This is a genomic window from Pseudomonas sp. G2-4 (assembly GCF_030064125.1).
Taxonomy (GTDB): Bacteria; Pseudomonadota; Gammaproteobacteria; order Pseudomonadales; family Pseudomonadaceae; genus Aquipseudomonas.
This window is the reverse complement of the sequence record NZ_CP125957.1, coordinates 2418943-2443751: the sequence shown is the minus strand read 5'-3', so window position 1 is coordinate 2443751 and position 24809 is coordinate 2418943. Positions and strand designations below refer to the sequence as shown.

20 protein-coding genes and 1 pseudogene are annotated in these 24809 nt (G+C 60.7%); 9 read left to right on the top strand and 12 right to left on the bottom strand.

All coding sequences use genetic code 11. The annotated features are described in order from the left end of the window. Positions 1 to 109 precede the first annotated feature (109 nt). From QNH97_RS11075 to QNH97_RS11060, 4 genes are all read right to left on the bottom strand, one after another. Positions 110 to 1435 carry an alginate export family protein gene (locus QNH97_RS11075; RefSeq protein WP_283556838.1) on the bottom strand — a complete coding sequence of 442 codons (1326 nt, stop codon included), beginning with the start codon at positions 1433 to 1435 and terminating at the stop codon, positions 110 to 112. An 81-nt stretch (positions 1436 to 1516) separates the two neighbouring features. After that, positions 1517 to 2866, bottom strand: coding sequence for an aminotransferase class III-fold pyridoxal phosphate-dependent enzyme (locus QNH97_RS11070; RefSeq protein WP_283556837.1), 1350 nt, complete (start codon positions 2864 to 2866; stop codon positions 1517 to 1519). Positions 2867 to 2877: 11 nt separating this feature from the next. Continuing rightward, entirely contained in the window at positions 2878 to 4299 is a 1422-nt protein-coding gene (locus tag QNH97_RS11065) for an aldehyde dehydrogenase family protein (RefSeq protein ID WP_283556836.1), read from the bottom strand. Positions 4300 to 4385: 86 nt separating this feature from the next. Then, complete coding sequence (locus QNH97_RS11060; protein WP_283556835.1) at positions 4386 to 5834, bottom strand: APC family permease; 1449 nt, start codon at positions 5832 to 5834, stop codon at positions 4386 to 4388. A gap of 312 nt (positions 5835 to 6146) precedes the next feature. Between QNH97_RS11060 and QNH97_RS29470 the strand changes: the two are divergent. Next, positions 6147 to 7349: pseudogene (locus QNH97_RS29470) on the top strand (cache domain-containing protein); the annotation flags it as partial. Positions 7350 to 7499: 150 nt separating this feature from the next. After that, positions 7500 to 8255, top strand: coding sequence for a methyl-accepting chemotaxis protein (locus QNH97_RS29465; RefSeq protein ID WP_502944537.1), 756 nt, complete (start codon positions 7500 to 7502; stop codon positions 8253 to 8255). 29 nt (positions 8256 to 8284) lie between these two features. Here the strand turns inward: QNH97_RS29465 and QNH97_RS11050 are convergent, their stop codons facing one another. From QNH97_RS11050 to QNH97_RS11030, 5 genes are all read right to left on the bottom strand, one after another. Further along, a complete protein-coding gene (locus QNH97_RS11050; protein ID WP_283556833.1) occupies positions 8285 to 9535 on the bottom strand; it encodes an MFS transporter in 1251 nt (416 codons plus the stop codon). 182 nt (positions 9536 to 9717) lie between these two features. Beyond that, positions 9718 to 10566 (bottom strand): ureidoglycolate lyase, encoded by an 849-nt coding sequence (locus QNH97_RS11045; protein WP_283556832.1) that lies wholly within the window; start codon positions 10564 to 10566, stop codon positions 9718 to 9720. A gap of 37 nt (positions 10567 to 10603) precedes the next feature. After that, positions 10604 to 11344: an SDR family oxidoreductase gene (locus QNH97_RS11040; RefSeq protein WP_283556831.1), complete on the bottom strand. Its 741-nt coding sequence runs from the start codon at positions 11342 to 11344 to the stop codon at positions 10604 to 10606. Further along, a complete protein-coding gene (locus QNH97_RS11035; protein ID WP_283556830.1) occupies positions 11341 to 12720 on the bottom strand; it encodes an MFS transporter in 1380 nt (459 codons plus the stop codon). Before QNH97_RS11035 ends, QNH97_RS11040 begins: the two co-directional genes overlap by 4 nt. A 322-nt stretch (positions 12721 to 13042) precedes the next feature. Beyond that, on the bottom strand, positions 13043 to 13981 hold the full coding sequence (locus QNH97_RS11030; RefSeq protein WP_283556829.1) for a LysR family transcriptional regulator: 939 nt from the start codon (positions 13979 to 13981) through the stop codon (positions 13043 to 13045). Between the two features lie 117 nt (positions 13982 to 14098). On the opposite strand from QNH97_RS11030, the gene QNH97_RS11025 reads away from it, so the two are divergent. The 3 genes from QNH97_RS11025 (at position 14099) to QNH97_RS11015 (ending at position 17538) form a co-directional block, all read left to right on the top strand. Beyond that, positions 14099 to 15280 (top strand): fumarylacetoacetate hydrolase family protein, encoded by a 1182-nt coding sequence (locus QNH97_RS11025; RefSeq protein WP_283556828.1) that lies wholly within the window; start codon positions 14099 to 14101, stop codon positions 15278 to 15280. Between the two features lie 48 nt (positions 15281 to 15328). Next, the gene (locus QNH97_RS11020; RefSeq protein ID WP_283556827.1) at positions 15329 to 17113 is read left to right on the top strand and encodes an IlvD/Edd family dehydratase; all 1785 of its coding nucleotides are present in this window, start codon (positions 15329 to 15331) and stop codon (positions 17111 to 17113) included. Between the two features lie 155 nt (positions 17114 to 17268). Beyond that, positions 17269 to 17538, top strand: coding sequence for a YceK/YidQ family lipoprotein (locus QNH97_RS11015; RefSeq protein WP_283556826.1), 270 nt, complete (start codon positions 17269 to 17271; stop codon positions 17536 to 17538). 76 nt (positions 17539 to 17614) lie between these two features. On the opposite strand, the gene QNH97_RS11010 is transcribed toward QNH97_RS11015, so the two are convergent. Further along, a complete protein-coding gene (locus QNH97_RS11010; protein WP_283556825.1) occupies positions 17615 to 18229 on the bottom strand; it encodes a TetR/AcrR family transcriptional regulator in 615 nt (204 codons plus the stop codon). Between the two features lie 110 nt (positions 18230 to 18339). On the opposite strand from QNH97_RS11010, the gene QNH97_RS11005 reads away from it, so the two are divergent. The 4 genes from QNH97_RS11005 to QNH97_RS10990 all read left to right on the top strand — a co-directional run bounded on the left by QNH97_RS11005 (position 18340) and on the right by QNH97_RS10990 (position 21242). Further along, positions 18340 to 19347 carry an SDR family oxidoreductase gene (locus QNH97_RS11005; protein WP_283556824.1) on the top strand — a complete coding sequence of 336 codons (1008 nt, stop codon included), beginning with the start codon at positions 18340 to 18342 and terminating at the stop codon, positions 19345 to 19347. Positions 19348 to 19502: 155 nt separating this feature from the next. Continuing rightward, entirely contained in the window at positions 19503 to 19721 is a 219-nt protein-coding gene (locus QNH97_RS11000; RefSeq protein ID WP_283556823.1) for a tautomerase family protein, read from the top strand. Between the two features lie 87 nt (positions 19722 to 19808). Next, on the top strand, positions 19809 to 20291 hold the full coding sequence (locus QNH97_RS10995) for a DoxX family protein (RefSeq protein WP_283556822.1): 483 nt from the start codon (positions 19809 to 19811) through the stop codon (positions 20289 to 20291). Positions 20292 to 20513: 222 nt separating this feature from the next. Further along, positions 20514 to 21242, top strand: a complete 729-nt coding sequence (locus QNH97_RS10990; RefSeq protein WP_283556821.1) for an EthD domain-containing protein — start codon at positions 20514 to 20516, stop codon at positions 21240 to 21242. 583 nt (positions 21243 to 21825) lie between these two features. On the opposite strand, the gene QNH97_RS10985 is transcribed toward QNH97_RS10990, so the two are convergent. Together QNH97_RS10985 and QNH97_RS10980 are read right to left on the bottom strand one after the other, a co-directional pair. After that, entirely contained in the window at positions 21826 to 22959 is a 1134-nt protein-coding gene (locus QNH97_RS10985; RefSeq protein WP_283556820.1) for an FAD-dependent oxidoreductase, read from the bottom strand. Positions 22960 to 23331: 372 nt separating this feature from the next. Then, positions 23332 to 24801, bottom strand: a complete 1470-nt coding sequence (locus QNH97_RS10980) for an NAD-dependent succinate-semialdehyde dehydrogenase (RefSeq protein ID WP_283556819.1) — start codon at positions 24799 to 24801, stop codon at positions 23332 to 23334. Between the last annotated feature and the right edge of the window lie 8 nt (positions 24802 to 24809).

The following is a 24809-nucleotide window of genomic DNA, read 5'->3' as shown; positions in this document are numbered from 1 at the left end:
CGAGGGAGCTTGCTCCCGCTGGGTCGCGTAGCGGCCCCCCTTTTTTGGGCCTGCGCAGTCCAGCGGAAGCAAGCTCCCTCACCACCGGGTTTATCGAACACCCCCTGCCTCAGAACGGCACGGCCACGGTGACTTGGCTGTACAGGTTGGTGCCATTGCCCGCCACTTGATTGCCCCCCGTCGTTGCATCCCGATCCGGCTTGTAGAGGCCGATCAGCGGGGTGACGATCAAATGCTCGTTGACGGCCCACTCGGCATACAGATCCAGCTCACGGGCATCCAGGTTCAGGGCGTTGCTTTTACGTACGGTGTTGTAATCGAAGTACAACGCACCGAGGGTCAGGTTCTCCAGCGGCTTGGCTGTCAGACCGACATGATGAATACCCGTGTTGGTGTTGAAGGGCCCGGCGTAGTTACCGGCGACCTCACCCTGCAACCAGGTGCCGTAGCCCATGCTCGTACCGGTAAACAGCGAGTCCCACTTCTGCGAATAGCGGGTATAGCGGTACGTCAGCTTGGGTGCCCAGGCGAGATCGGCAAAGGTGTAGCCGGCCTCGGCGTACCAGGCGTTCTGCGGGCCGGCGTCCTTGTCCTGCCAGGCGTATTCGAACGCCAGGCTCGCATTCTCGATGCCGGCGTCGCCTTCACCGCGAATACTGTAGACGTCCATGCCCTTGCGTTGCCGCTGGAAATCGCTCGCCCAGCGATCATTCACATCAAGACCATGGATCCAGGTCAACCCCAATGTCCCGGCCTGGGTGGTGTAGTCCAGCGTACCGGCGGCCAGTTCGGTTTCAGCCTGGGCACGGTTGTCGGACTTGAGCCACAACACACTGCCATGCAGCCCGTCCTGCCCGCCCAGACGCAGCACGGCGGTTTGATCGAAGGCGTGCCGGGCGGCCAGGTAATAGGCGCCACCACGATTCAAGCGGCCGTCGGCCGGGCCTTTGCCCAGGTTCGGCCCGTCGTCGTTGATCAGGAACCCCCTGCCCAGCTTGACCACCTGGCGGCCGCCGGAGATATCGACACCGTCCTGCCCCAGCACGGGGAACAGATCGGCGGAACGCCACCCCAGGTAGGCGTCTTCGATCTTCGTCGTGCGCTCGCTACCCAGCGTATTGCCGGCAGCGTCGCCATCGCCCCAGGTGGCGGAACTGACCAGGCTGAACGCGCCGTAGGCGGTGCCATGGCCGGCCAGGCCCTGGTCACCGCTGACGCCATACTTGATGAAGCCTTCGCGCCAGGTTGAACCGCCTGGCCTGCCATCGTAGTTCTTGCGGCTGTTGAAATGGCCGAACACGGCCAGCATGTCGGCGTTGAGGTGAGTGTCGTCATCGGCATACAACTCATAGGCCTGGACCTGACTCGCGGCGCAAAGCGCCAACGTACAGGCAAGACCACTGCCGAAAAATTCCATACGCGATAGGTTTCGCATAGCTGGGGCTCCTTGTGGTGCGCCTTTGAAGGCTGTCTTTATATTCAGGAGCCGACGCAGCACGCTGCGCCGGCCTACAGGCTAGCGGCAGTCGGCGAGCGCGCTGTCCAACGCACCGACCATCATGGCGGCCTCGTCAGAGGTGAGGGTCAGCGGTGGCGACATCACGATTTTGTTGCCTATCGGACGCATCAATACGCCGGCGCGACGCGCGTGCTCGGCAATGCGCGAGGCCAGGCCGTTGGCGGGGTCAAGTGGCTCGCGCGTGACCTTGTTCGCGACCAGGTCCACGGCGATCATCAAGCCCTTGCCGCGCACTTCGCCCACCACGGCATAACGTTCGGTCAGCGGCTGCAGTTGCTCCAGCAATTGGGCACCGACTTTCCCGGCATTGCCCGGCAAATCCTCCGCTTCGACGATGTCCAGCACCGCCAAGGCCGCCGCACACGCCGTCGGGTGTCCGCTGTAGGTATAACCGTGCATGATCACGCTGCTGAAGCCCGGGCCGTTCTCGATGGCGTCGGCGATGCGCTGGTTGAAGAGCGTGGCGCCCATGGGGATGTAGCCGGCGGTAATGCCCTTCGCCAGGCACAGCACGTCAGGCGCGACGCCCCAGCCCCGACTGCCGAGCATGCAGCCGGTGCGGCCGAACCCCGTGACCACTTCATCGGCGATCAACAAGATACCGTGGCGGTCACAGACTTCGCGCAGCCGCTTCCAGTAATACGCTGGCGGCACGATCACGCCACCGGCTCCCTGCACCGGCTCGGCGATCAACGCGGCAATGGTTTGCGGACCGAGCAGCGCGATCTGGTCTTCCAACTGGCGAACACAGTGAGCGGTCAGTTCTTCCGGATCGCGGCAGTCCCAGGGATTGCGGTACAGCCAAGGCGTATCGAGCAAATGACAGCCCGCCAGCAGTGGCCCGTGGTTGTAGTGATAGACGCCATTGCCGCCCACGGATGTACCGCCCACGTGCACGCCATGGTAGCCATTGCGCAACGACAAAAAGCGCGTGCGCCCCGGCTCACCGCTGGCAATCCAGTATTGGCGGGCCATTTTCAGGGCCGTTTCGACCGCGTCGGAACCGCCGGAACTGAACAACACCCGCGCCATGTTTTCCTGGGCGAACATCGACGTCAGTCGCTCGGCCAGGTCGAACACCCGCGGATGGGCGATGCCGTCGAAAGTCTGGTAATACGCCAGCTCGTCCAACTGCGCGGCGATGGCCGCCTTCACTGAAGCCCGGTTGTGGCCAACGTTCACGTTCCACAAACCACCGACACCGTCGAGCATGCGATGGCCATCGATATCGGTGATGTAGTTACCGTCACCCCGGGCAATGATCAAGGTATTGGAGCGGTTGGCCGGCGCCGAAGAACTCATCGGATGCCAGAACTTCTTCTGCGCTGTCTTGTATTTCTCATACATGATTCAAGTCCTCACTCAGTTTCACGCTTGCGTACGTACAGCAGTTGCTGGCCCGTGAACTCCAGCAACCCTTCAAGGCCGAACTCGACACCGAACCCGGACATCTTGCTGCCGCCAAATGGCGTATTCGGTTGGATCTGGGCGTGGCAGTTGACCCACGCCACGCCGCTTTCAAGGCGACAGGCCAACGCCTGGGCCTGCTCGACATCCGCGCCCCAGACCGATCCACCCAAGCCCATATCGCTGGCATTGGCGCGGCGCAGGACATCCTCGACATCCTGGTAGGCAATCAAGGGCAGCACCGGACCGAACTGTTCCTCATCGACCAGGCGGTGCCCGTCTGTCACATCGGCGACCAGGGTTGGCGGATAGAAAAAGCCCGGGCGGTCCAGGCGCGCGCCACCGCACAACACCCGGGCCCCACGGGCACGGGCATCAGCCACCAGGGCCTCCACCAGCTTGAGCTGTTCGAGGTTCTGCACCGGCCCGAAATCGACGCCTGGCTCCAGGCCGTCCCCCACCGTCTGACGCGCGGCAATGCGCGTCAGGGCCTCGGCAAACTCTTCGTATTGGGATTGGTGTATGTACAAACGCTTGAGGGCGGCGCAGGTCTGCCCCATGTTCAGGAATGCCGCCTGGAAAATCTCTTCGGCCACCGCCTCGACCGGCGTGCCAGGCAGTACGATGGCGGCGTCATTGCCGCCCAGCTCCAGCGTCAAGCGCTTGAGATTGCCGGCAGCGCCACGCATCACGCTTTGGCCAGTGGCCGTCGAGCCGGTGAATACAATCTTGTCGATACCGGCATGCGCGGTGATCGCACTGCCGAAACCTTGCTCGCCGGTCACGACGTTGATCACGCCCCGAGGCACATGGCAGGCGATGATTTCCACCAGGCGCAGCGTGCTCAAGGGGGTCAGGCTCGACGGCTTGCTGATCACACAATTGCCGGCACGCAACGCCGGCATGATGTGCCAGACGGCGATCATGAACGGCCAATTCCAGGGGGTGATCGACGCGACCACACCCAACGGCTTGCGATGCAGCTCAATGCGCTGGGTCGGGGTGTCTTCCACCAACTCCACGGGAATCTGCTGCTCGGCGGCATAACGTGTCCAGGCGGCCGCCCCCATGACTTCGAAGAACGCGAGCGCCAGTGGTTTGCCCTGCTCCAGCACAATGAGCCGGGCCAATGCGTCGGCGTCCTGCTCGATGTCGGCAGCGATGCTCAGCAGGCGCTCGCGCCGGTCCTCGTGAGTGCTGTGACGCCACTCGCTGAAGGCCGCCCGAGCCACGTCGACAGCAAGGTCCAGCTGAGCCAGGGAACCCGCCGGGCATTGGGCGAATGCGGTGCCCGTCGCCGGATTGAGCACATCAAAGTGGCCCTTTTCACCCCTGACCCGAACCCCATTGATGAGCATTTGATAATCGTGCATAAAAACCTCCCTTTCGCGCGCTGACGGGCCGTCCCGAACAGCGCGGACCGGTATTTCGTGAAAGTTGAACAGTGCGGCGTGATGCCCTAGAGCTTGTGGCTACCCAGCGCCATGAACCGCTCGGGCGATACTTTGCGCAGACGGGCTGCCAGAAACACGCCTCCGATCAACGCAGCGGGGATGACGGCGCAGAGGGCGTAAGACAAGAGCTTGCTGGCACCGGTGAGCACATCGAAATGAAGCACTGCAAGCACCAGGACCGCCAACAACGCCAGGCAGGAAAAGCCCGGCAAGATCCGACCGCGCCAGATGCCCAGCTTCAGTTCCGGATGGCGCTGGAAATAGACAAACACCGCAGCCGAGGTCAGCGCCATGAGCAGAATCACGCACAGCGTGGCGAGGTTGGAGAACCAGGCGAACAGTTGAAGGATCGGATCGGCATCCAACGCGGCGAAAATCAGCACCACCACGGCAGCGATCAGGCTTTGCAGAGCCGAGCCCATGTGCGGACTCTGGTGGACGCGGTGGGTGGTCCCCAACCGGTGAGGCAACAGGCCGTCACGCCCGATGGCATAGAAGTAACGGGCGGCGGCATTGTGGAACGCCAGCAGCCCGGCATAGATGCTGACCATGAACAGCACGCGGATGATCTGGGTCAGGTGCGGGCCGACAAAATGATCGGACATGCCATAAATGAAGGTGGTGGGATCCTGCAATGCCTGCAGGGTCGGAACGATCTTGTCGACCCCCACGCCCACCACCATCGACCAGACCGACAAGGCGTAGAAACCACCGATCAACAACACCGAACTGTAGGTGGCAATCGGAATGGTGCGGTGTGGGTTCTTGGCTTCTTCACCGTAAATGGTGGTGGCCTCGAAGCCGATAAAAGCGGCGAAACAGAACAGCAGGCCAATTGACGGCGTGCCACTGAAGACATGGCTGCGGTCAAACGAATCGAGATTGATGCCACTGTCACCACCCGCCTTGAGAATGGCGAAATCCAGGGTCAGGATGGCCAGGTACTCGGCAATGACCACCACCGACAGCACGCGAGCAGAAAGGTCGATCTTGCGGTAGCCAAGAATCGCAACGCTCGCCATTGCCAGGAGCGAATAGCACCACCAGGGCAACTCCAGGCCGAATACACTGGCCATCGTGCCACTGACGACACCGCCGAACATGCCATACAGACCGACCTGAAGAATGTTGTAGGCAAACATCGCCAACACCCCCGCCCCCCCGCCGGCCAGGCCACCGAGGCCACGGGCGGTGAACGCGTAGAAACCGCCCGCGTTGGTCAGGTGGCGGGACATGGTGGTGTACCCCACCGAGAAAGCCAGCAACACCAACAGCGCCAAGACCAACAAGGCGGGCGTGCCGGCGCCATTACCCAGCATGATGCCAATGGGGAAGCCCCCGGCGATGACGCTCAAGGGGCTCGCCGCCGATACCACAAAGAAAATGATGAAGCCGACACCCAAGGCGCCTCGCCTCAACTCCGTCGAGCTGTTGATCGGGATAGATACACTCATTTTTTCTTAACCTTATTGTATGAGGCAGTTGTTGCGGGATCGGGGCACGGCCAGGTTCACCGTTCTCCAGCAGCTTATTGTTCTGGTTGCACGCTGGTTTCGATGCTATGCCCTCGCCAAAACCCTTCGCTATCCCAAATTGGCAGCATCACAAGCGCCGCCCCAAAGTAGGTCAGCACGATGCTCGCAACCCGACAGGTGTTGCCGATTCGGGATAACCGCCCCGCTCTTCCTCCTGCAAGATAGCCTTGCCCACCCCTCAAACCGGGTGCCGGCCACAAACAATAAAAACCAGTGGGTCGCCCCTTTCCAATGCCCGAAACAGGCTTTGGCCCGCGCAAATTGAAGCCCAAGCGCAGGAATATCAGCATGCTTTTCGCTCGCCTCACTATCCAATGGCGGATCACCCTCTTGAGTGGACTGTCCCTGCTGGCCGTCGTCGGCGCATTGACCGGTGCCTCCCTGTATCAGAATCAACAGAGCGCAAAGCTGTTGAAATTGCAGAGCAGTCAGCTGCTTGGGCAATCGGCCCTGGAGCGTCTACAAGCCCAAGCCCTCGCCCACGGCCAGCGGGTGGAACGTTTTTTCAACGAAACGGCGCTCTATGGAGAAGGATTTGCTGAAGCGGTGCTTCAGTTGCGTGCCCAGACCCTGAACGGGCGATTGACTCCCGAGCAACTGCGCCACGACCTGATCGGTGTGACCCGCCAGGCGCTGCTCAAACGCGAGAAAGCCCTCGGCCTGTACGTCGTGCTGCTTCCCGACGCGCTGGCGGGTGAAGACGCAGGTTTCTCCGGCCAACGTAGCTTGGCCAGTAACGAAACAGGCCGCTTTGCCCTCTACTGGTCGCAAAGTCAGCCTGGGAACCTGGTTCAAGAGGTGCTCAGCGAAGCCCAGATCGCCGCCAACGATGCACCGGCGGGCAGCGAACCGGCGAACGCTTGGTACGTCTGCCCACAAACCCAGGGGCGCACCTGCGTGACAGAACCTTATGCGGTCGAAGTCGAGGGCCAGAAAACCCTCATGAGCAGCATTTCGGTGCCGCTGATAGACAAGGGCAAGACCATCGGCGTCGTGGGCATGGACATCAGTCTCGACACACTCCAGAAACTCGCCGCCAGCCTGGCTGAGGATTTGTACCCCGGCCACAGCGAAATCAGTATTCTTTCTGCGTCCGGGCAAGTGGCCGGTCACAGCGGCGCGGTATCGGCCGCCTCCGTGGACGTGCGGCAAGCGGTGCAAACCCTCGCCGCAAACGCCCCTTGGCAACTACAGATACGGGTGCCTGAAGCCCTTGTACAGGCGCCTGCCCTGGCGATGCAGGCCCAGTTGGACGACAAGCAGCGCCAGGCGAACTGGTTCAATCTCAGCCTGGGATTGCTCGCCAGCAGCCTGGGCCTGCTACTCATCTGGCTCACCGCCTACGGTGTGACCCGACCGCTGCTCACAGTGGCGCATATGCTCGATGCCATTGTCGAAGGCGACGGTGACCTCACCCAGCGCCTGCCCAACGAGCGCAGCGATGAACTGGGCCACCTGGCGAATGGGTTCAATCGCTTTCTCGACAAATTGCAGCCCATCATCCGGGATATCCAGCAAGCGTCCCTGGACACCCGGGACACCGCCGACACGTCCGCGCGGGTTGCCCGGGACGTCAGCGCGGGCATGCACAAGCAGTATCGGGAAGTCGAGCTGGCCGCCACCGCACTGCATGAAATGAGCACCAGCGCCCAGGAAGTTGCCCGCCACTCCCACCAAGCGGCTGATGCCGCCACCGTCGCCGAAAACGCCAGCCGATCAGGACGAGCGTTGTTCGCCGATGCCGTCAACAGCATCGATACCCTCGACCGACGCCTGGAAACAACGCTTGGACAAGTCAAGACGCTGGCTGACAACAGCCAACAGATCAACCAGGTACTGGACGTCATCTGTGCCATTGCCCAACAGACCAACCTGCTGGCCTTGAACGCCGCCATCGAAGCGGCCAGGGCGGGTGAACAGGGCCGTGGCTTCGCGGTGGTGGCTGACGAAGTTCGACACCTGGCCAGCAACACCCAAAACTCGGTCGAGCAAATACGCACGGTGATCGAAGCGCTACAACAGTTAAGCCAGGATGTGGTGCACAGCACCCAACTGAGCCGCGAACTGGCCAGGGGCAGCGTCGTTCAAGTCGAACAAACCCATGCAGCGCTGCAGCACATCACCGACGCCGTGGAAGTGATCGAGCAAATGAACCAGCAGATCGCCAGCGCTGCCCTGGAGCAAAGTGCCGTCGTGGAAGACATCAGCCATCGCGTCAGTGACATTCGAAGCATCAGCGAAACATTGACCAGCCAGATGCAGGACGCCTCGCAGACCAGCCACTCGCTGTATGACATGGCGAATCATCAGCAGCGGTTGGTGGGGCATTTTCGAACGTGAGGGCGGAACGTGGCTCTGCATGCCTATATTCAGGCGATCTCACCCTCAGGCACGGGCGGGGAATCGGACGGTGAAGCGCGACTGGGTGTAAAGGTCTCTGGCATGGCCAGCAGCAGTCCAAATGCCAATGTCGCAATCGCCGCCAGCGTCAGGAACGCAGCGCTGTAGCCGGCCCCCTGCACCACGAAACCGGCCAGGCTGTTGCTCAACGCGGCACCGAGCCCGAACACGGTCGACAGCACACCGAGGCTGACATTGAAGTGCCCGGTGCCCTGGGTCAGGTCCTTGACCACCAAGGGGAACAGCGCGCCAAACAGCCCGGCGCCGATGCCGTCCAGCAATTGCACGGCCACCAGCCAGTAAGGATCGTCCGAGAGCACGTACAGCACGCCGCGAATCGGCAGGATCAGGAAACCCGCCAGAAGCAGCGGCTTGCGTCCCCAGGCATCGGCCTTGACGCCAACCAGCCAGGCCATGGGCACCATGACCAACTGCGCCGCGACAATACAGGCCGAGGTCAGCGGCGTGGCCAAGTGTGCATTGGCCAAGGCGAGTTTCTGGCTGACCAGGGGCAGCATCGCCGCGTTCGCCAGGTGGAATAACCCGCAGCAAATGGCGAACAGCAGCAGTGTGCGGTTATCCAGCAGCACGCGCAGCGTCGAGGGCATCGGCCCCTGGGCCGGTTGCCCGGCCTCGAGCCCTCTTGCCACATCATGGTCGATGGCCTTGGCCGACACGCAACTGACTGCCACGACGCTGGCCAAGGCCATCGCCGCCATCAGGTAGAACACCGCGATAGGCCCGAACAACCAGGCGAACCCACCGGCCAGTAACGCGGCACAAGCGTTACCCGCATGGTTGAAAGTCTCGTTGCGCCCGGTGCGCCGCGTGAAGGCCCTGGGGCCGGTAATACCCAGGGAAATCGCCGCAATGGCCGGGGCGAATACCGAAGCCGCCACGGCGCTGACCGCCTGGGTCAATGCCACCAGGCCGAACGAAGAGGTGAATGGCAGCACCAGGCAAGCCAGCGTTACCAGCAACGCCGCAGCGGCCACCACGGCGCGCTTGCTGCGCACCCCGTCGATCAATGCGCCGGCGGGTGCCTGGGCAACGAGCCCGGCGATGGCCGCCACCGTCATTACCACGCCAATGCTGGCCGGTTCCCAACGGTGCACCGCCAACAAATAGATCGCCAGGTAAGGACCCAGCCCGTCGCGCACATCGGCGAGAAAAAAATTCACACCATCCAGGGAAAGGTCGTTACGACGGTTTTGATCCACATCGGCCTCGGCGAGAGCATAGCCCCAAAATAACTGACATCCATGATGCCAGAGCGCGCATCAGGCGTTGAGGATACTCCCCTACAACGAGACAGCTTGCCTCGCTGCCGGGTTCCTTCCTGCTGGCCGTCTATGGGGAAATCGATGCGTAGCCATCCCGCCCAATGCCGAGGACGGCAGGATCAATCCGCCTGTACCGTCACCTGACGCTGCTCGCCCAGCCCCGCGATCCCCAGGCGCATGGTCTGTCCCGGACGCAGGAAAACCGGCTGGGGCTTGATGCCCAAGCCAACCCCGGGCGGTGTCCCGGTCGAGATCACATCCCCCGGTTGCAGGCTCATGCAACGGCTCAGGTAGGCAATCAGCTGCGGCACACTGAAGATCAAGGTTCGAGTATTGCCGTTCTGATAGCGGTGCCCATCGACCTCCAGCCAGAGATCGAGGTCATGGGGATCACCGACTTCATCCTGGGTGACCAACCACGGTCCAAGGGGACCGAAGGTATCGAAACCCTTGCCCTTGTCCCACGTGCCGCCGCGTTCCAACTGCCACTCACGCTCCGACACATCGTTGATAACGCAATAGCCCGCGACATGTTCCAGGGCATTCGCTTCATCGATGTAGCGCCCGCCTTTACCGATGACCACGCCCAGCTCCACTTCCCAGTCGGTCTTGAGCGAGCCCCGTGGAATCTGGATGTTGTCGTTCGGCCCGCAGATGGCGCTGGTCCACTTGTTGAAGATGATCGGCTCTTTCGGCACGTCCATGTTCGACTCGGCCGCATGGTCGGCATAGTTCAGGCCGATGCAGATGAATTTGCCGACTTGCCCGACACAGGCGCCGATCCGTGGCTGGCCGGCGACGATCGGCAGGCTGCGTGGATCGAGGGCGGCGAGCGCGGCCAGGCTGTCCGGACTCAGGGCTTGTCCGGCGATGTCCGGCACATGCCCCGACAGGTCGCGGATCTGATTGTCGGCATCCAGCAGCCCGGGTTTCTCCGAACCTTTTTCGCCGTAACGCAACAGTTTCATGGAATTCTCCTGCTCAAACTCAACGTGAACACCGGGCTCAGAGCGTCATGCCGCCATCAATGACATGCACACCACCGGTGGTGTAGGTCGACGCATCGCTGCCCAGATACACGGCCAACTGCGCGATTTCTTCGGTGCTGCCGATACGGCCCATGGGCTGGCGTTCGAGGAATTGCCGGTAGACCTGCCCTTCATCGACGCCCTGTTGCGCGGCCTGGGCGGCAATGCGCTGGCGCAGCGACGGAGAATCCACCGTACCCGGGCAGATCGCATTGCAGCGAATACCCTGGCCAACGAAGTCGATGGCGACGGCCTTCGTCAGGCCCACCACTGCCGCCTTGCTGGCTGCATAGGCAAAACGGTTCGGTACGCCCTTGATGCTCGACGCCACCGACGCCATGTTGATGATCGAGCCGCCACCACGCGCCAACATGCCCGGCAGGAACACGCGGATCATCCGGTACATGGCCGTGACATTGAGGTCCATCGAACGCGCCCAGGCCGCTTCGTCGCACTCGAGGATGTTGCCGCTGTGCACGTAACCGGCACAGTTGAACAACACGTCCAATCCGCCGATTCGTGCGCAGGCGGCGTGGATCGCATCGGTCGAGGTGACGTCCAGGGTCAGGGCGGTGATCCCGTCGATGCCCGCCAGCGCCTGGATATCGATGTCACTGGCGAACACCTCGGCACCGGCCCGGGCGAAAGCCACGGCGCTGGCAAGGCCGATACCCTGCCCCGCCGCCGTGACCAACACTCGTTTGTGCTGCATGTTCATGCGGCTTCCAGTTTCGCGGCCATGGGCGCGTCTTTCGGCGTCCTGCCGAGCATCGACGCGGGAATGGCCAGGATCAGCCCACCGCTGACCAGCAGACACAAGGCCAGTACATAGGTGCCGTTGTTGATGTTGCCCGTGAGGGTTTCCGCCACGGCGGTGATCATCGAGCCGGTGAACCCTGACAAGTTACCGATGGCATTGATCATGCCAATACCGGCTGCGGCAGCGACGCCGGACAGCACCGTCCCGGGCAGGGTCCAGAAAATCGGCATCAGGCTGAGAATCCCTGAAGCGGAGACGCTCAGGAAAAGCACGGACAACACCAGGTTGTCGGCGAAGTACGCACTGAGGATCAGGCCAACACCCCCGATGAAAGCCGGAACAGCCGCGTGCAGGCGTCGCTCACCGGTACGGTTGGAGTGTCGGGCGTTGAGCAGCATCGCCACAATGGCCACCGAGTAAGGAATGGCGGTGAGCAAACCGATGTGCAGGCTGTTGGTGATGCCCGTGCTCTTGATGATCGAAGGCATCCAGAAGGCCAAGCCGTAGAAGCCGGTGTTGAAGGTCAGCAGGATCAGCACCAGCAACCATACCCGTGGGTTGAAGAACACTTCGCTCAAGCGTGTGGCCTTGCCCTGGTTGTCCGTTTGCAGGTTAGCCTTGAGCAAGGCTTTTTCCGCAGCAGACAACCATTTGGCTTTGTCGATGTTGTCGGCCAGGCAGGCAATCACCACGAACGCCATGATGATCGAAGGAATGCCTTCGATGAGCAACATCCATTGCCAGCCGGATAAGCCATGCACCCCTTGCATGCTATTCATCAGCCAACCGGAAAGTATGCCGCCGAGGGTCAAGCTGACCGGCAGGGCCAGTAGGAAACCAGACATCACGCGGCTTTGCCGATGGGTTGGAAACCAGTAGTTGAGGTACAGGATCACCCCTGGGAAAAAGCCGGCTTCACAGATACCCAGTAAAAAACGCAGCACGTAGAACATGCTGCTCGACTCGATGTGGAAGAAGCCCGCCAGCGGCACAGTGTAGGCCACGGCCATGGAGATCACTGCCCAGGACAGCATGATCCGGGCAATCCAGAACCGCGCGCCAAAGCGATGCAGCAACAGGTTGCTGGGGACTTCGAAGAGGAAGTAGCCCCAGAAAAACATACTGGCGCCCAAGGCATACACGGTGTTGCTGAATTGCAGCTCGTTGAGCATGTCGAGCTTGGCAAAACCGATGTTCACCCGATCAAGGTACGCAGCCATGTAGCACAAGAGCAGGACGGGAAGGATGCGCCAGATGACCTTGCGGTAGGTTCGGTCTTCGAAATCCGGTTCGCAAGCGGCCTGGGCGGGCAACGGCTCGGAGATGGTTTGCATGAGGTAACCCCTGATTGTTTTTATTGGGTCACGTCGAATGAGTGACTCATCCGGCGATTGAACGAGGACTCTACTGTCGGGAATCGATTCTTCCCAATGGCATTTTTGGATTAGTCGATAACGTATTGTTATCGAGGCTTAGGTTGGCAAGGGCTACTGCGTAGCCCAGCGGGAGCAAGCTCCCTCGCCACAGGATTCAGCGCAGGCTGATCCGCCGCCATCGCGAGCAAGCTCGCTCCCACAGTTGTTTTGTGTTGACTGAAATACCGCCACACTCCGGCCCCCTGTGGGAGCGAGCTTGCTCGCGATGGCGGCGGCACATTCAACCGCTCAGGCGGGCGTTATCCTTGAGAATCTCGGCGAACTCCAGCGCCGCACCTACCAGCGGTTCGTCCTTGCGCGTAAGGATGCCGTAGTCCTGCGGTACCAAGTGCAACGGGGTGTCGAGGGTTCTCAACTGGCCACTCTCGAGCAGCGGATGAACCATGGCATCAGGCAACATCCCGATCATGGGGCCACGCTGCAGGACCTGGAGGAAAGTCTGCATGGAGATGGTGTCGATGGTGTTACGCGGCATCCCTACCCCGGCCTCGGCAAAGGCCAGTTCCATGCGAGCACGAATGGGCGTACCGACCGGATAGAGAATCCACGGCAAATCCACCAATTGCTGCAAGGAGACCGGCCCGGCGTTTGCCAGCGGATGACGGCTGTTGACCACGATGCAGAACGGCTCCGGCGCCAGAGGCTGGAAGTCATAACGCTGCTGCTGGCTTTGATCGGTAAAACGGGCCACCGCCAGGTCGAGCTTCTTCTCTTCGAGCATTTCCATCAGGTGATTACTGGTCTGCTCCACGACTTCAATCGACAGCAACGGCCAACGTTGTTTGATTTGCAGGATCGCCTCGGGCAAGGCCACCGCCGTCGCGGCAAAAATGCCACCGACCTTGAGGTAGCCGTGACCGCCCTCGCGCAGGCTGCTGATTTGCTCGACGAACGAACGTGCGTCATTCAAGGCGATCTGCGCATAACGCAGCACATGCTCGCCCAATGCCGTGGGCGGCATGCTCCGCGGCAGCCGTTCGAACAACGCAAAGCCGAGCAGGCTTTCGATTTCCTTGAGCATCTTGCTGACGGCCGGCTGGCTGAGGTTCATCTGCTGCGACGCCACATGCATATTGCGGGTGCGCCCCAAGGTATCGATCAGCAGCAGATGCCGGAATTTGAGCCAAGCGCAGAAGTTGGAAAAGGACAGATCAGACATGTACATTCCTCGGGCCGGCAATAACCTGGCGTTATCGAATACTGAATATATCTCATTGGAGTTTATCGACAGCCCACCCTAGCGTGAAAGCACTACAAAAAATCAGGAAGCCTCTCCATGTCGCCATTGCTTACTCCCGAGAACACCCTGCCGGTCGATGGGGTGGCCGGAACCCTGATTGGCCGCGCCTGGGTACCTGGCCGGATCGCAGGACCTTCGCCCATCGTGCTGCGCAGCGACGGGGTGTTCGATCTGTCGGATCGTTTCGCGACGTTGAGTGACTTGCTGGAAACAGAATCGCCACTGGCCGCCGTGAGACAGACCCCCGGCACCTTCATCGCCAGTGTCGAAGCCCTGTTGGCCAACACGGGCCCTGACCTCGACCCGTCCAAACCGTCGCTGTTGCCACCCCTGGATTTACAAGTGATCAAGGCCGCTGGCGTGACCTTCGCCGCCAGCATGATCGAGCGGGTGATCGAGGAGCAGGCAGGCGGTGACGCGGCCAAAGCTGAAGCCGTACGCGCCACCGTGCACAGCGTGATCGGCGATAACTTGCGCTCGATCGTACCGGGCTCCGAGCAAGCCATGCGCTTGAAAGCCTTGCTTATCGAACAGGGCATGTGGTCGCAGTACCTGGAAGTCGGCATCGGTCCGGACGCGGAAATATTCACCAAGGCGCCCGTGCTGGCCGCCGTCGGCAGTGGCAGCCACATCGGTATTCATCCCGGTTCCCAATGGAATAACCCGGAACCCGAAGTGGTGCTGGCCGTGAACAGCCGTGGCCAGGTCCACGGCGCCACGTTGGGCAACGACGTCAATCTGCGGGATTTCGAAGGCCGCAGTGCGCTGTTGCTGAGTAAAGCCAAGGACAACAATGCGTCCTGCGCCATCGGGCCGTTCATTCGCCTGTTCGACGAGCACTTCAGCCTGGATGATGTGCGGGCCTGCGTGGTCGATCTGGAGGTACAAGGCGAGGACGGTTATCGCCTGCACGGCTCCAGCTCCATGAGCCAGATCAGTCGTGACCCGCTGGACCTGGCAGGTCAGACCCTCAATGCCAATCACCAGTACCCGGATGGTTTCCTGTTGTTCCTGGGGACGCTGTTCGCCCCCACTGAAGATCGTGATCACGTCGGCGGCGGTTTCACCCACAAACTCGGAGACCGGGTCAGTATCAGCAGTCCGTTGCTCGGGAGCCTGCATAATCAGGTCACCCACAGCGCTGACGCCGCGCCCTGGACCTTCGGCCTCAGCGCCCTGCTGCGCAACCTCGCCTCCCGGGGATTGCTCGCCCGCTGACGTACAAACAGTCTGCCGATTCAACTAATTACAAGAGAGAAATGAATCATGAGTGACACGCCAAGACGCCGCCTGCGCAGCGAGCAATGGTTCAATGATCCGGCCCACGCGGACATGACAGCCTTGTATGTCGAGCGCTACATGAACTACGGGATGACCCGCGAAGAGTTGCAATCGGGACGCCCGATCATCGGCATCGCCCAGACCGGCAGCGACCTGACACCCTGCAACCGTCATCATCTGGAACTGGCGCAACGGGTCAAGGCCGGTATTCGTGACGCTGGCGGCATACCCATGGAATTCCCGGTGCATCCGATCGCCGAACAATCGCGCCGGCCCACCGCTGCGCTGGACCGCAACCTGGCCTACCTGGGGCTGGTGGAGATTCTCCACGGTTATCCATTGGACGGTGTGGTGCTCACCACCGGTTGCGACAAGACCACCCCCGCCTGCCTGATGGCCGCGGCGACCACCGACCTGCCGGCCATTGTCCTGTCCGGCGGGCCGATGCTCGACGGCCACCACAAGGGTGAACTGATTGGCTCGGGCACGGTGCTCTGGCATGCGCGCAATCTGATGGCGGCCGGCGAGATCGATTACGAAGGCTTCATGGAAATGACCACCGCCGCATCGCCGTCAGTGGGGCACTGCAACACCATGGGTACCGCCCTGTCGATGAACGCCCTGGCCGAGGCCCTGGGCATGTCGCTGCCCGGTTGCGCGAGCATTCCGGCGCCCTATCGCGAGCGCGGGCAGATGGCCTATGCCACCGGCAAGCGCATTTGCGAACTGGTGCTGCAAGACATACGCCCCTCGCAGATCATGACCCGCGAAGCCTTCGAGAACGCCATCGCCGTCGCCTCGGCACTCGGCGCCTCCAGCAACTGCCCGCCGCACCTGATCGCCATTGCGCGGCACATGGGCGTCGAGCTGAGCCTGGATGATTGGCAACGGATTGGCGAGGACGTGCCGCTGCTGGTCAATTGCATGCCGGCGGGCAAATACCTGGGTGAAGGTTTCCATCGGGCCGGCGGCGTGCCCGCGGTCATGCATGAACTGCAAAAAGCCGGACGCCTGCATGAAGACTGCGCCACGGTCAGCGGCAGGAGCATCGGCGAAATCGTCAGCAGCAGCCTGACCAGCAACACCGATGTGATCTACCCCTTCGACACCCCGCTCAAGCACCGCGCCGGGTTTATCGTTCTGAGTGGCAATTTCTTCGACAGTGCGATCATGAAGATGTCGGTGGTGGGCGAAGCGTTCCGCAAAACCTACCTGTCCGAACCCGGCGCCGAGAATAGCTTTGAAGCCCGGGCTATCGTGTTCGAAGGCCCGGAGGATTATCACGCTCGCATTGACGACCCGGCGCTGGACATCGACGAGCGCTGCATCCTGGTCATCCGCGGTGTCGGCACCGTGGGCTACCCCGGCAGTGCCGAAGTGGTGAACATGGCGCCGCCCGCCGCCCTGATCAAACAAGGCATCGACTCCCTGCCCTGCCTTGGCGACGGCCGCCAGAGCGGCACCTCGGCGAGCCCATCGATCCTCAATATGTCCCCTGAGGCAGCCATCGGCGGCGGCTTGGCGTTACTAAAAACCAACGACCGCCTGAAGGTGGACCTCAACACCCGAACCGTGAACCTGCTGATCGACGAGGCCGAGATGGCCCAGCGCCGACTGGAGTGGACACCCAATATTCCGCCGTCGCAAACGCCTTGGCAGGAGCTGTATCGACAACTGGTGGGACAGCTGTCCACGGGGGGTTGCCTGGAGCCTGCCACGTTGCATTTGCGCGTGATCGCTCGTAGCGGTGAGCCGCGGCATTCTCACTGACAAGCCTGCAATGCAGCAGGAATCAAAAGGCCTCTCTGCCACAGCCCGGACGCACACTGCCGGGCTGTTCACTTTACAGCGAGGGAAAGCAGCCAGCCCCTATAGCCCAACCGTCATCAATGCTACAGTCGCGACTTTCAGGATAAGGCGACGTTATGCGGATCGTAGTAACGGCTTTGGCAATGGCACTGCTGACAGGATGCGCGACGATCAACGAAAGCTCCAGCTACGGGCACATGTGCGGCCTTCATCCTTACTGCGGCGTTACTGTCGATATGGCGATCATCAAAGACTCTACCACCGGAAACGCTGGCGCCATGAGCGCCCTGGCACCGTTTGCAATCATTGACCTGCCGTTCAGTTTCGTCGCCGATACGCTGATCCTGCCCTATACGATTTTTCATATGAAGGAAGACGACGAGTAGGGAGATCTCGAAACGTTTTCAGGCATCGGCCACTGATAACCAATATCCCGCCCCGCATCTTCATCGCGCTCCAGCCTCAGTCGGCGTCCTGTAGCGCGCCCCGGATCAGCGAAGCGAAAGCTTCAATCACCTCGTCCTCGCCATAACGCCCCCGTACCAACGCGCCCGCAAGCGCTTCTCCCGCACCGACCAAGCCCGTGCAGCATCGCTCAAGTTCGCTCGCTGACCCGGGAGCGTGAGGCTCGAGCACAGCCACGAACATTTGCACGCAGTTATCCAGAAGCTCCTGGAAAACCGCCGCCTTCTCCTCGCTGCCTGCCAGGGCGGCGCCCACTGCATGGAACTCGTCGGTGTTGTCTGCCGCACATTGGATGTAGGCACTGGCCAGGACCTGGGCCGTCTCCTCCACACTCCGCACAGCCGTGGTCATCGCATCGCGAAAAGCGTTGACCCGCTCGGTATCAATCCACTTATAGAGCTCGATCAACAGTTCTGACCGGGTGCCGAAATGATCGTAGACAACCGGTTTGGATACCCCGGCACGAACCGCCAGATGACCCAACGTCAGCCGATCGGCATTCTCCTCGCGCACGATCAGTAAGGCGGTATCCAGCAATTGTTGTCGCCGTTCGGCTTTCGAAAGCCGGCGCGCAGCTGAACTTGGGACAGCGCCGTCGATGTCTTTTTGCACTTTGTCGGTTCCGAATAACAAAACCTACCAATGGTAGGTTGAAGGTCATGAAGTCGTGCTAGGGTACCTACCAATAGTAGGTTAAACCCAAGAAAGAAGGAGAACACACCATGTCACTTAATCCTATCCTTTTAATGGGCGGATCTGGCGCCATCGGCCACCACACTGCCCGGGCGTTGCGTGCTGCCCATCCCGACGTGCCGCTGCTGATCGGCGGACGCGACCTTGGCAAGGCTCAGCAAGCCGCAGAGCAAATCGGCGGTGCGCAGGGCGTGGTGATTGATTCCACGGCGGATGATCTGGGCCTTGGAAATCGTTCGGTCAGCGGTGTGGCGGTCTTCTACATGGACCATGCCCTTGCCGGACTTCGTTACGCCCAAAAGCACGGCGTGCCGCACCTGAGCATCTCTTCCGGGGTCTTCGAGATTGCGCCGGAAATCGCGATCTACATGCATTCTCCTGATGCCTCGCCCATCGTCCTCGGTTATGAATGGATGGTTGGCGCGACGACCGTGTCGACGCTGGACATTGCCAAGGCATTCGGCCGGATCGACGATATCAGCATCAACGCGTTGGTCGATGAACAGGACACCGGAGGTCCCACCGTCGCCACCGACTTCGAACACTTGAACAGAATGCTGCCCGCCGCATTGACACGGCGCGATGGCGTGTACGTCTGGCGCGAAGGTGAGGATTCCAAAGTCAGCTTCCGTGCGCTGGATGGTACTGAAATCGATGCGTCCGGCTTCTCGTCCATTGACGTCGTCGGCCTGGCGGCTGCAACGGGTGCGCCAAATGTCCAGTTCAACATGGCCATCGGAGTGAGTTCGACCCGACGCCAGGGTAAGCCGATGTCGACCGAGATCATTATCGAACTCAAGGGCGAGGACCTTAAGGGCGAACCGCTGCGCACACGCCATGCCGTCGTCCACCCGAAAGGCGCGGCACCGCTGACCGGCCTCAGCGTCGCCATGAACCTTGAACGACTGCTCGGGCTGGACGGCCGACCCGCCACACCGCCAGGCCTGTACTTTCCTTATCAACTGCTGGACGCCACCACGTATCTGGAGCGCTTGAAGCAAGAGGGGGGTGAGTTGCGCGAGCTGCGGGTGCAATGATGCTATTCGGTGAGCGCTGAATCTCGTGCAATGGCGTCGATTGTTCGACGCCATTGAATTCACATGGCAACTTCACGGGATTTATCTCCTCGGCCCAAACAAGAAGAATGCACTCCGTGGGCTCATCGCCCTTAGCCAGCCACCGGAGTCATTCCATGCCATTTGCAAACTACAAATTCCCCGAAGGAATCCTGGACCACGCTCGCAAAGAAGAAATCATCCACCGCACCACGCAGATGTTCGTGGAGTACTTCGGCGAGCAGGTTCGTCCATTCACCATGGTCCTGGTCGAAGAGGTGGCGGACGGTGGCTGGGGGCGTGCCGACGAGACGCTGACGCTTGCGAAGATGGGGTTTCCTGGGAAAGGCCAATAACGCCTTCGACTAACCCGAGGCGCTTCGACCCCGCACGCGGTGCCGGGGTCGTTGCCGAAGTCACGTCTCAGCTTCCAGGGATTACTCATGACAACTGAAAACAGAGCATCGACGGATTCCATTTTGGCCACTGTCAGCACGCGGGCTGCCAGCTTCGAACCTTATTTGTACACCTTGCTGCGAATTGCCTTCGCTGCCGTCCTTTTTACCCACGGATTGCCGAAGTTTCTGCGCACCGCCCATGGTTCGATGGCAGACCCCATGGCCGCGTCCATCAACCTGATCCAAAACGTGATGGGACTGCCTTTCGCCCCGCAGCTCGCTTTCCTGGTCATGCTTTTGGAGACGGCCGGCGCACTCATGCTGGCAATCGGGCTTGGCACGAGGCTGGTCGCCCTGCTGATCGTCGTTCAAATGGCTGCAATCAGCTATGCACTCGGCCCCACATGGCCCTGGATAGATCGGGGCATTGAGTTTCCGGTGTTGATGGGCTTTCTCGCGCTCTACATCGTCGCGCGCGGAGGCGGAATCCACTCATTGGATTCTCGCTGGCGCGTGCGCCTGGCGTAACAAACCACCGCTCATGAAGAGCCAGATGAAAACGCCTCAAGCATGTTGCTCCGTGATACCTGCTAGCAGAAACACCGATTGGTCTGGAGGGCAAATTTGCTCTTATCTTGCATTTACGCATCTCAAGAAATATGAGGCTGTGACGCTAAGTTCAGCCTGAAAACCGTATTCGATGTGTAGCGAGATAAAAACAATTAACCCTTACCAGACGCGAGCGCCCTCATGATTAAAATCCTAGCCGCTGTACGCCGAAAACCCGGAATGACCCATGCTGAGTTTTTGGAATATATCGAGCACGAGCATGGAAGAATCGCCAAGGCTAAACCCCTGGGGGTCAAGCGATACGTGCAAAATCATGTGATCGACTCTGCTTTCGGCGTTGACGCCGACATCGCTTACACACAAACCTTTCACAGAGACTCGATCACCGAGTTATTTTTTGCCGACATGCCAGGTTTAATTCAGACCTTCAGCGATCCCTATACGCAACAAACCACCGGACCTGACGCAGAAAACTTCGCTGATCTTTCTCAACAAGCCGCTCAATTGATGGATGAAGTGGAGACATCCACCGACGGTACCGCCCCTCTTCAATGGAAGGCGATGATCTTCATCAAAAAGAATCCGGCGGTGACGCTGGATTCTTTTTTCACTGCCTGGGATCTGGCCCACGACGCCATAGCCGGTGAGTATCCAGACTTCCAACAGGCGCTACGCAGGCATGTCCGCTCCAGGTATCTTCCCGAGGGTGACAGAGTGACCGCTTATTTCGGGCCGAACGTAGCAGTCTATGAAGGCGTTTCCAGCATGTGGTTTGAAAATGAAGCAGATCTTTCGATCTTTCGTCAGTACCAGAGAGCACTGTTCCAACGGCTTTCTGCTGAAGGCGTCGCAGCGTCGTCAGAATCTTTCTTCGTGTACGTTAAAGAAGTCGTCATCCTAGATCTCTAGAGCGGCCGGAATGCCTTTGTGGCGAGGGAGCTTGCTCCCGCTGGGCTGCGCAGCAGCCCCCTCAAGGACCACTCAATCAACCTGACACACCGCGTCGCCAGGTTTTGGGGCCGCTGCGCGACCCAGCGGGAGCAAGCTCCCTCGCCACAGAGGTTGTGCACGGCGCGGGTTAGCGGGCATCTCGAATCAGTGTCAGTCACGAACAAGTTTCCAGGCTGGCCGAGATGCCTTTTGTGGCGAGGGAGCTTGCTCCCGCTGGGCTGCGCAGCAGCCCCCTCAAGGACCACTCAATCAACCTGACACACCGAGCCGCCAGGTTTTGGGGCCGCTGCGCGACCCAGCGGGAGCAAGCTCCCTCGCCACAGAGGTTGTGCACGGTGCGGGTTAGCGGGTATCTCGAATCAGTGTCAGTCACGAACAAGTTTCCAGGCTGACCGAGATGCCTTTTGTGGCGAGGGAGCTTGCTCCCGCTGGGCTGCGCAGCAGCCCCTCAAGGACCGCTCAATCAACCTGACACACCGCGTCGCCAGGTTTTGGGGCCGCTACGCGACCCAGCGGGAGCAAGCTCCCTCGCCACAATCGCTCAGATGGGCTCGGCCAACGTGGCCATGGAGTCGCCCATGATCTGGGCGTGCTCCTGCTTGTCACCGCCGCTTTTTTCGATCTCGCACAGCCGTGCAGAATTCTCCACCACCAGTTGGCAACGCTCCCAACGCCGTGCTTCGAACCGGCTCAAGGCAACCTGTAGATCGCCATCAGCGAACAGTTCTTCGGCGAGCACGATGGCGCTCTCGATGCCAATTCCAGCCCCGGAAGCCAGATGAGGCGTGGTGGCATGCACCGTGTCCCCAATCATCACGATACGGCCCTTGTGCCACGGCAACGGCACCAACAGATTGGCCAGTGGGCGGTAGTCGATATTGGCGCCGGGCTCGTACAGTTGCGGCACAAGCGTTTGCAGGATCGGGGCTGGGAACTCACCCAGCAGACGCGCCATTTCGCTTGCCCAGTTTGCTGGATCAATCCACTCGGAAGACTCGCGGTTTTCCATGAGGAACATATACATATGCGTGGCAGAAATCGGATTGACGCCGACCTTGGTGCGTCCGAGCCAATGACTGGGACGGACGATTTCCGGCGGCCGCTTGAGCACCGCACGCCAGACGCTCTGGTGAATGGGTTTTGGTGAAGGGGCTTCTGGAAAGAACTCTTTTCGTACCCGCGAATGCACGCCATCGGCGGCGATGACCAGGTCATAACGCCCGGAGGTCCCGTCGGTGAACGTCACCTCGACGCTATCCCCAAGCTCGACGATGCTGTCGAAGGTAATACCAAGGCGTACGCGAGTTCCCACTTCCCGCGTCTTCTCGGCAAAAATTCGAGCCAGCACGGGACGCAGAATGCCGCCGCCACAAGGAATGGGTTTGTGGCTGACCGGAGGTCGAAGCGCCAACTGCACGATCAGGTTGCCTGGCGGTGAAAACACATCGAAATCGGTGGACAGATACCCTTCCTCGGCGACCGTCTCAAGGATACCGACGGTATCAAGCGCTCTTAACGTGGGGCCGCTAAGCGTGATCCCAGCCCCCAGGGGACACCACAAAGGGTCTATCTCGACCAGATCCACCTCGACACCCTGACGGGCAAGCTGGATAGCCGCGGTCATACCGGAAAAACCGCCTCCGATCACCAGGACCTTATTGACTGCTGCAATCATCACGCTCTCCTAATTATTCTTATTTCAATCGGGCTGACATTGCATTGCGCACCGACGAGTTCAGCAGCGCTATCGACCGAGGGCTGAAAACTCATGAAATTCCGGCTCATATGCCGGATCAAGGAACAGACTATCGAATTGGGTATCCGCGCTGAAATCGCATTCCACAATCCGAGGTATCGCTGGAGGTGATGGGTGCCGCAAGTGCCCGTCCGATGGCTCGGAGTCCTGCCCTTGCGGCAGAACCAGGCCCTGTAAGCCTGCGCGAGACAATAAGCCTGCGCGAAACAACTTGCCGCGCAGATAAATATAGGAGGCCGATGAAATGCGGCTCATGTAAACCGCCTTCCATCGCCCCCTGGCCACTTCATTTCATACGCTTTCCAGGCCATCCCAGCAGAGGTATTTCACCTCAAGGAACTCGTCGATCCCCAGGTGGGATCCTTCTCGCCCCAGACCGCTCTGCTTCACCCCACCGAAGGGGGCGACTTCATTCGATATCAAACCACAGTTTATCCCGACCATACCCGATTCAATCCGCGCAGCAGTACGCCAGATGCGCGCCGCATCCCGGCTGTACAGATAGGCGGCCAGGCCATACTCGCTGTCGTTGGCCATCGCGATCGCCTCGTCCTCCGTCTCGAAACGCAACAGTGGCATGACCGGGCCGAAAATCTCCTCCCGGGCAATCCGCATCCCAGGCGTCACATCCGCCAGCACCGTGGGCTGGAAGAAACACCCGCCGATGGCATGACGGGAACCACCGGACAACAGTCGAGCGCCCTGCGCCAGGGCATCCTCGACAAACGCCTGAGATTTCTGCACCGCGGCTTCATCGATCATGGGCCCCACCTGCACGCCCGGTTCCAGGCCGTTGCCCACTTTAAGCCGTGCCACCCGCTCGACAATGCGCTCGGCCAGCGCGTCATAAACCCCAGCCTGCACCAACACCCGGTTCGCACCGATGCAGGATTGGCCGCTGTTGCGAAACTTGGCCAACAGCACACCGTCGGCGGCGGCATCAAGGTCAGCATCATCGAAGACAATGAAGGGGGCGTTGCCGCCCAACTCCATCGAGCATTTCTTGACGGTCTGCGCCGCTTGCGCCAACAACAGCCGGCCCACTTCCGTAGACCCGGTGAACGTGAGCTTGCGCACCAACGGGTTGGCCGTGAGTTCGCCCGCGATGTCTCGGGTGTCATTCCCGGTGATCACGCTGAAGACACCGGCCGGTATCCCGGCGCGCTGAGCGAGTTCGGCGAGCGCTAGCGCGGTCATCGGTGTCTGGCTTGCCGGCTTCACCACCATGGTGCAACCCGCCGCGAGCGCCGGCGCCGCCTTGCGGGTGATCATCGCCGCCGGGAAGTTCCACGGGGTAATGGCCGCACAAACGCCGATGGGCTCGCGCAATGCGACGATGCGCTGGGTGTCTTTCACACCAGGAATCACGTCACCGCGCACCCGCGTGGCCTCTTCCGAAAACCATCGCACGAAGGAGGCGGCGTAATCGACTTCACCACGGGCCTCGTCCAGTGGCTTGCCCTCCTCCAGAGTGATCAGCGTGGCAATATCTTCGCGATGTTCAATCATCAGCTCATACCAACGACGCAATACCTCGCCACGGCGTTTAGCCGTCAGGCGGCGCCATGGGCCAAAGGCCTCATGCGCGGCATCGATGGCACAGCGCACTTCGGTTTCGCGGCAGCGTGGCAGCTCGATAAGTACCGTTTGATCGACTGGATTACGCAGCGTGTACCGACCGTGCGGCGTCTCATCCAGCCACTCGCCACCGATGTAGGCACCGGTACGCCACAGCGTGGGGTCTTTCAGTAAATGCTTCACATTGAAAT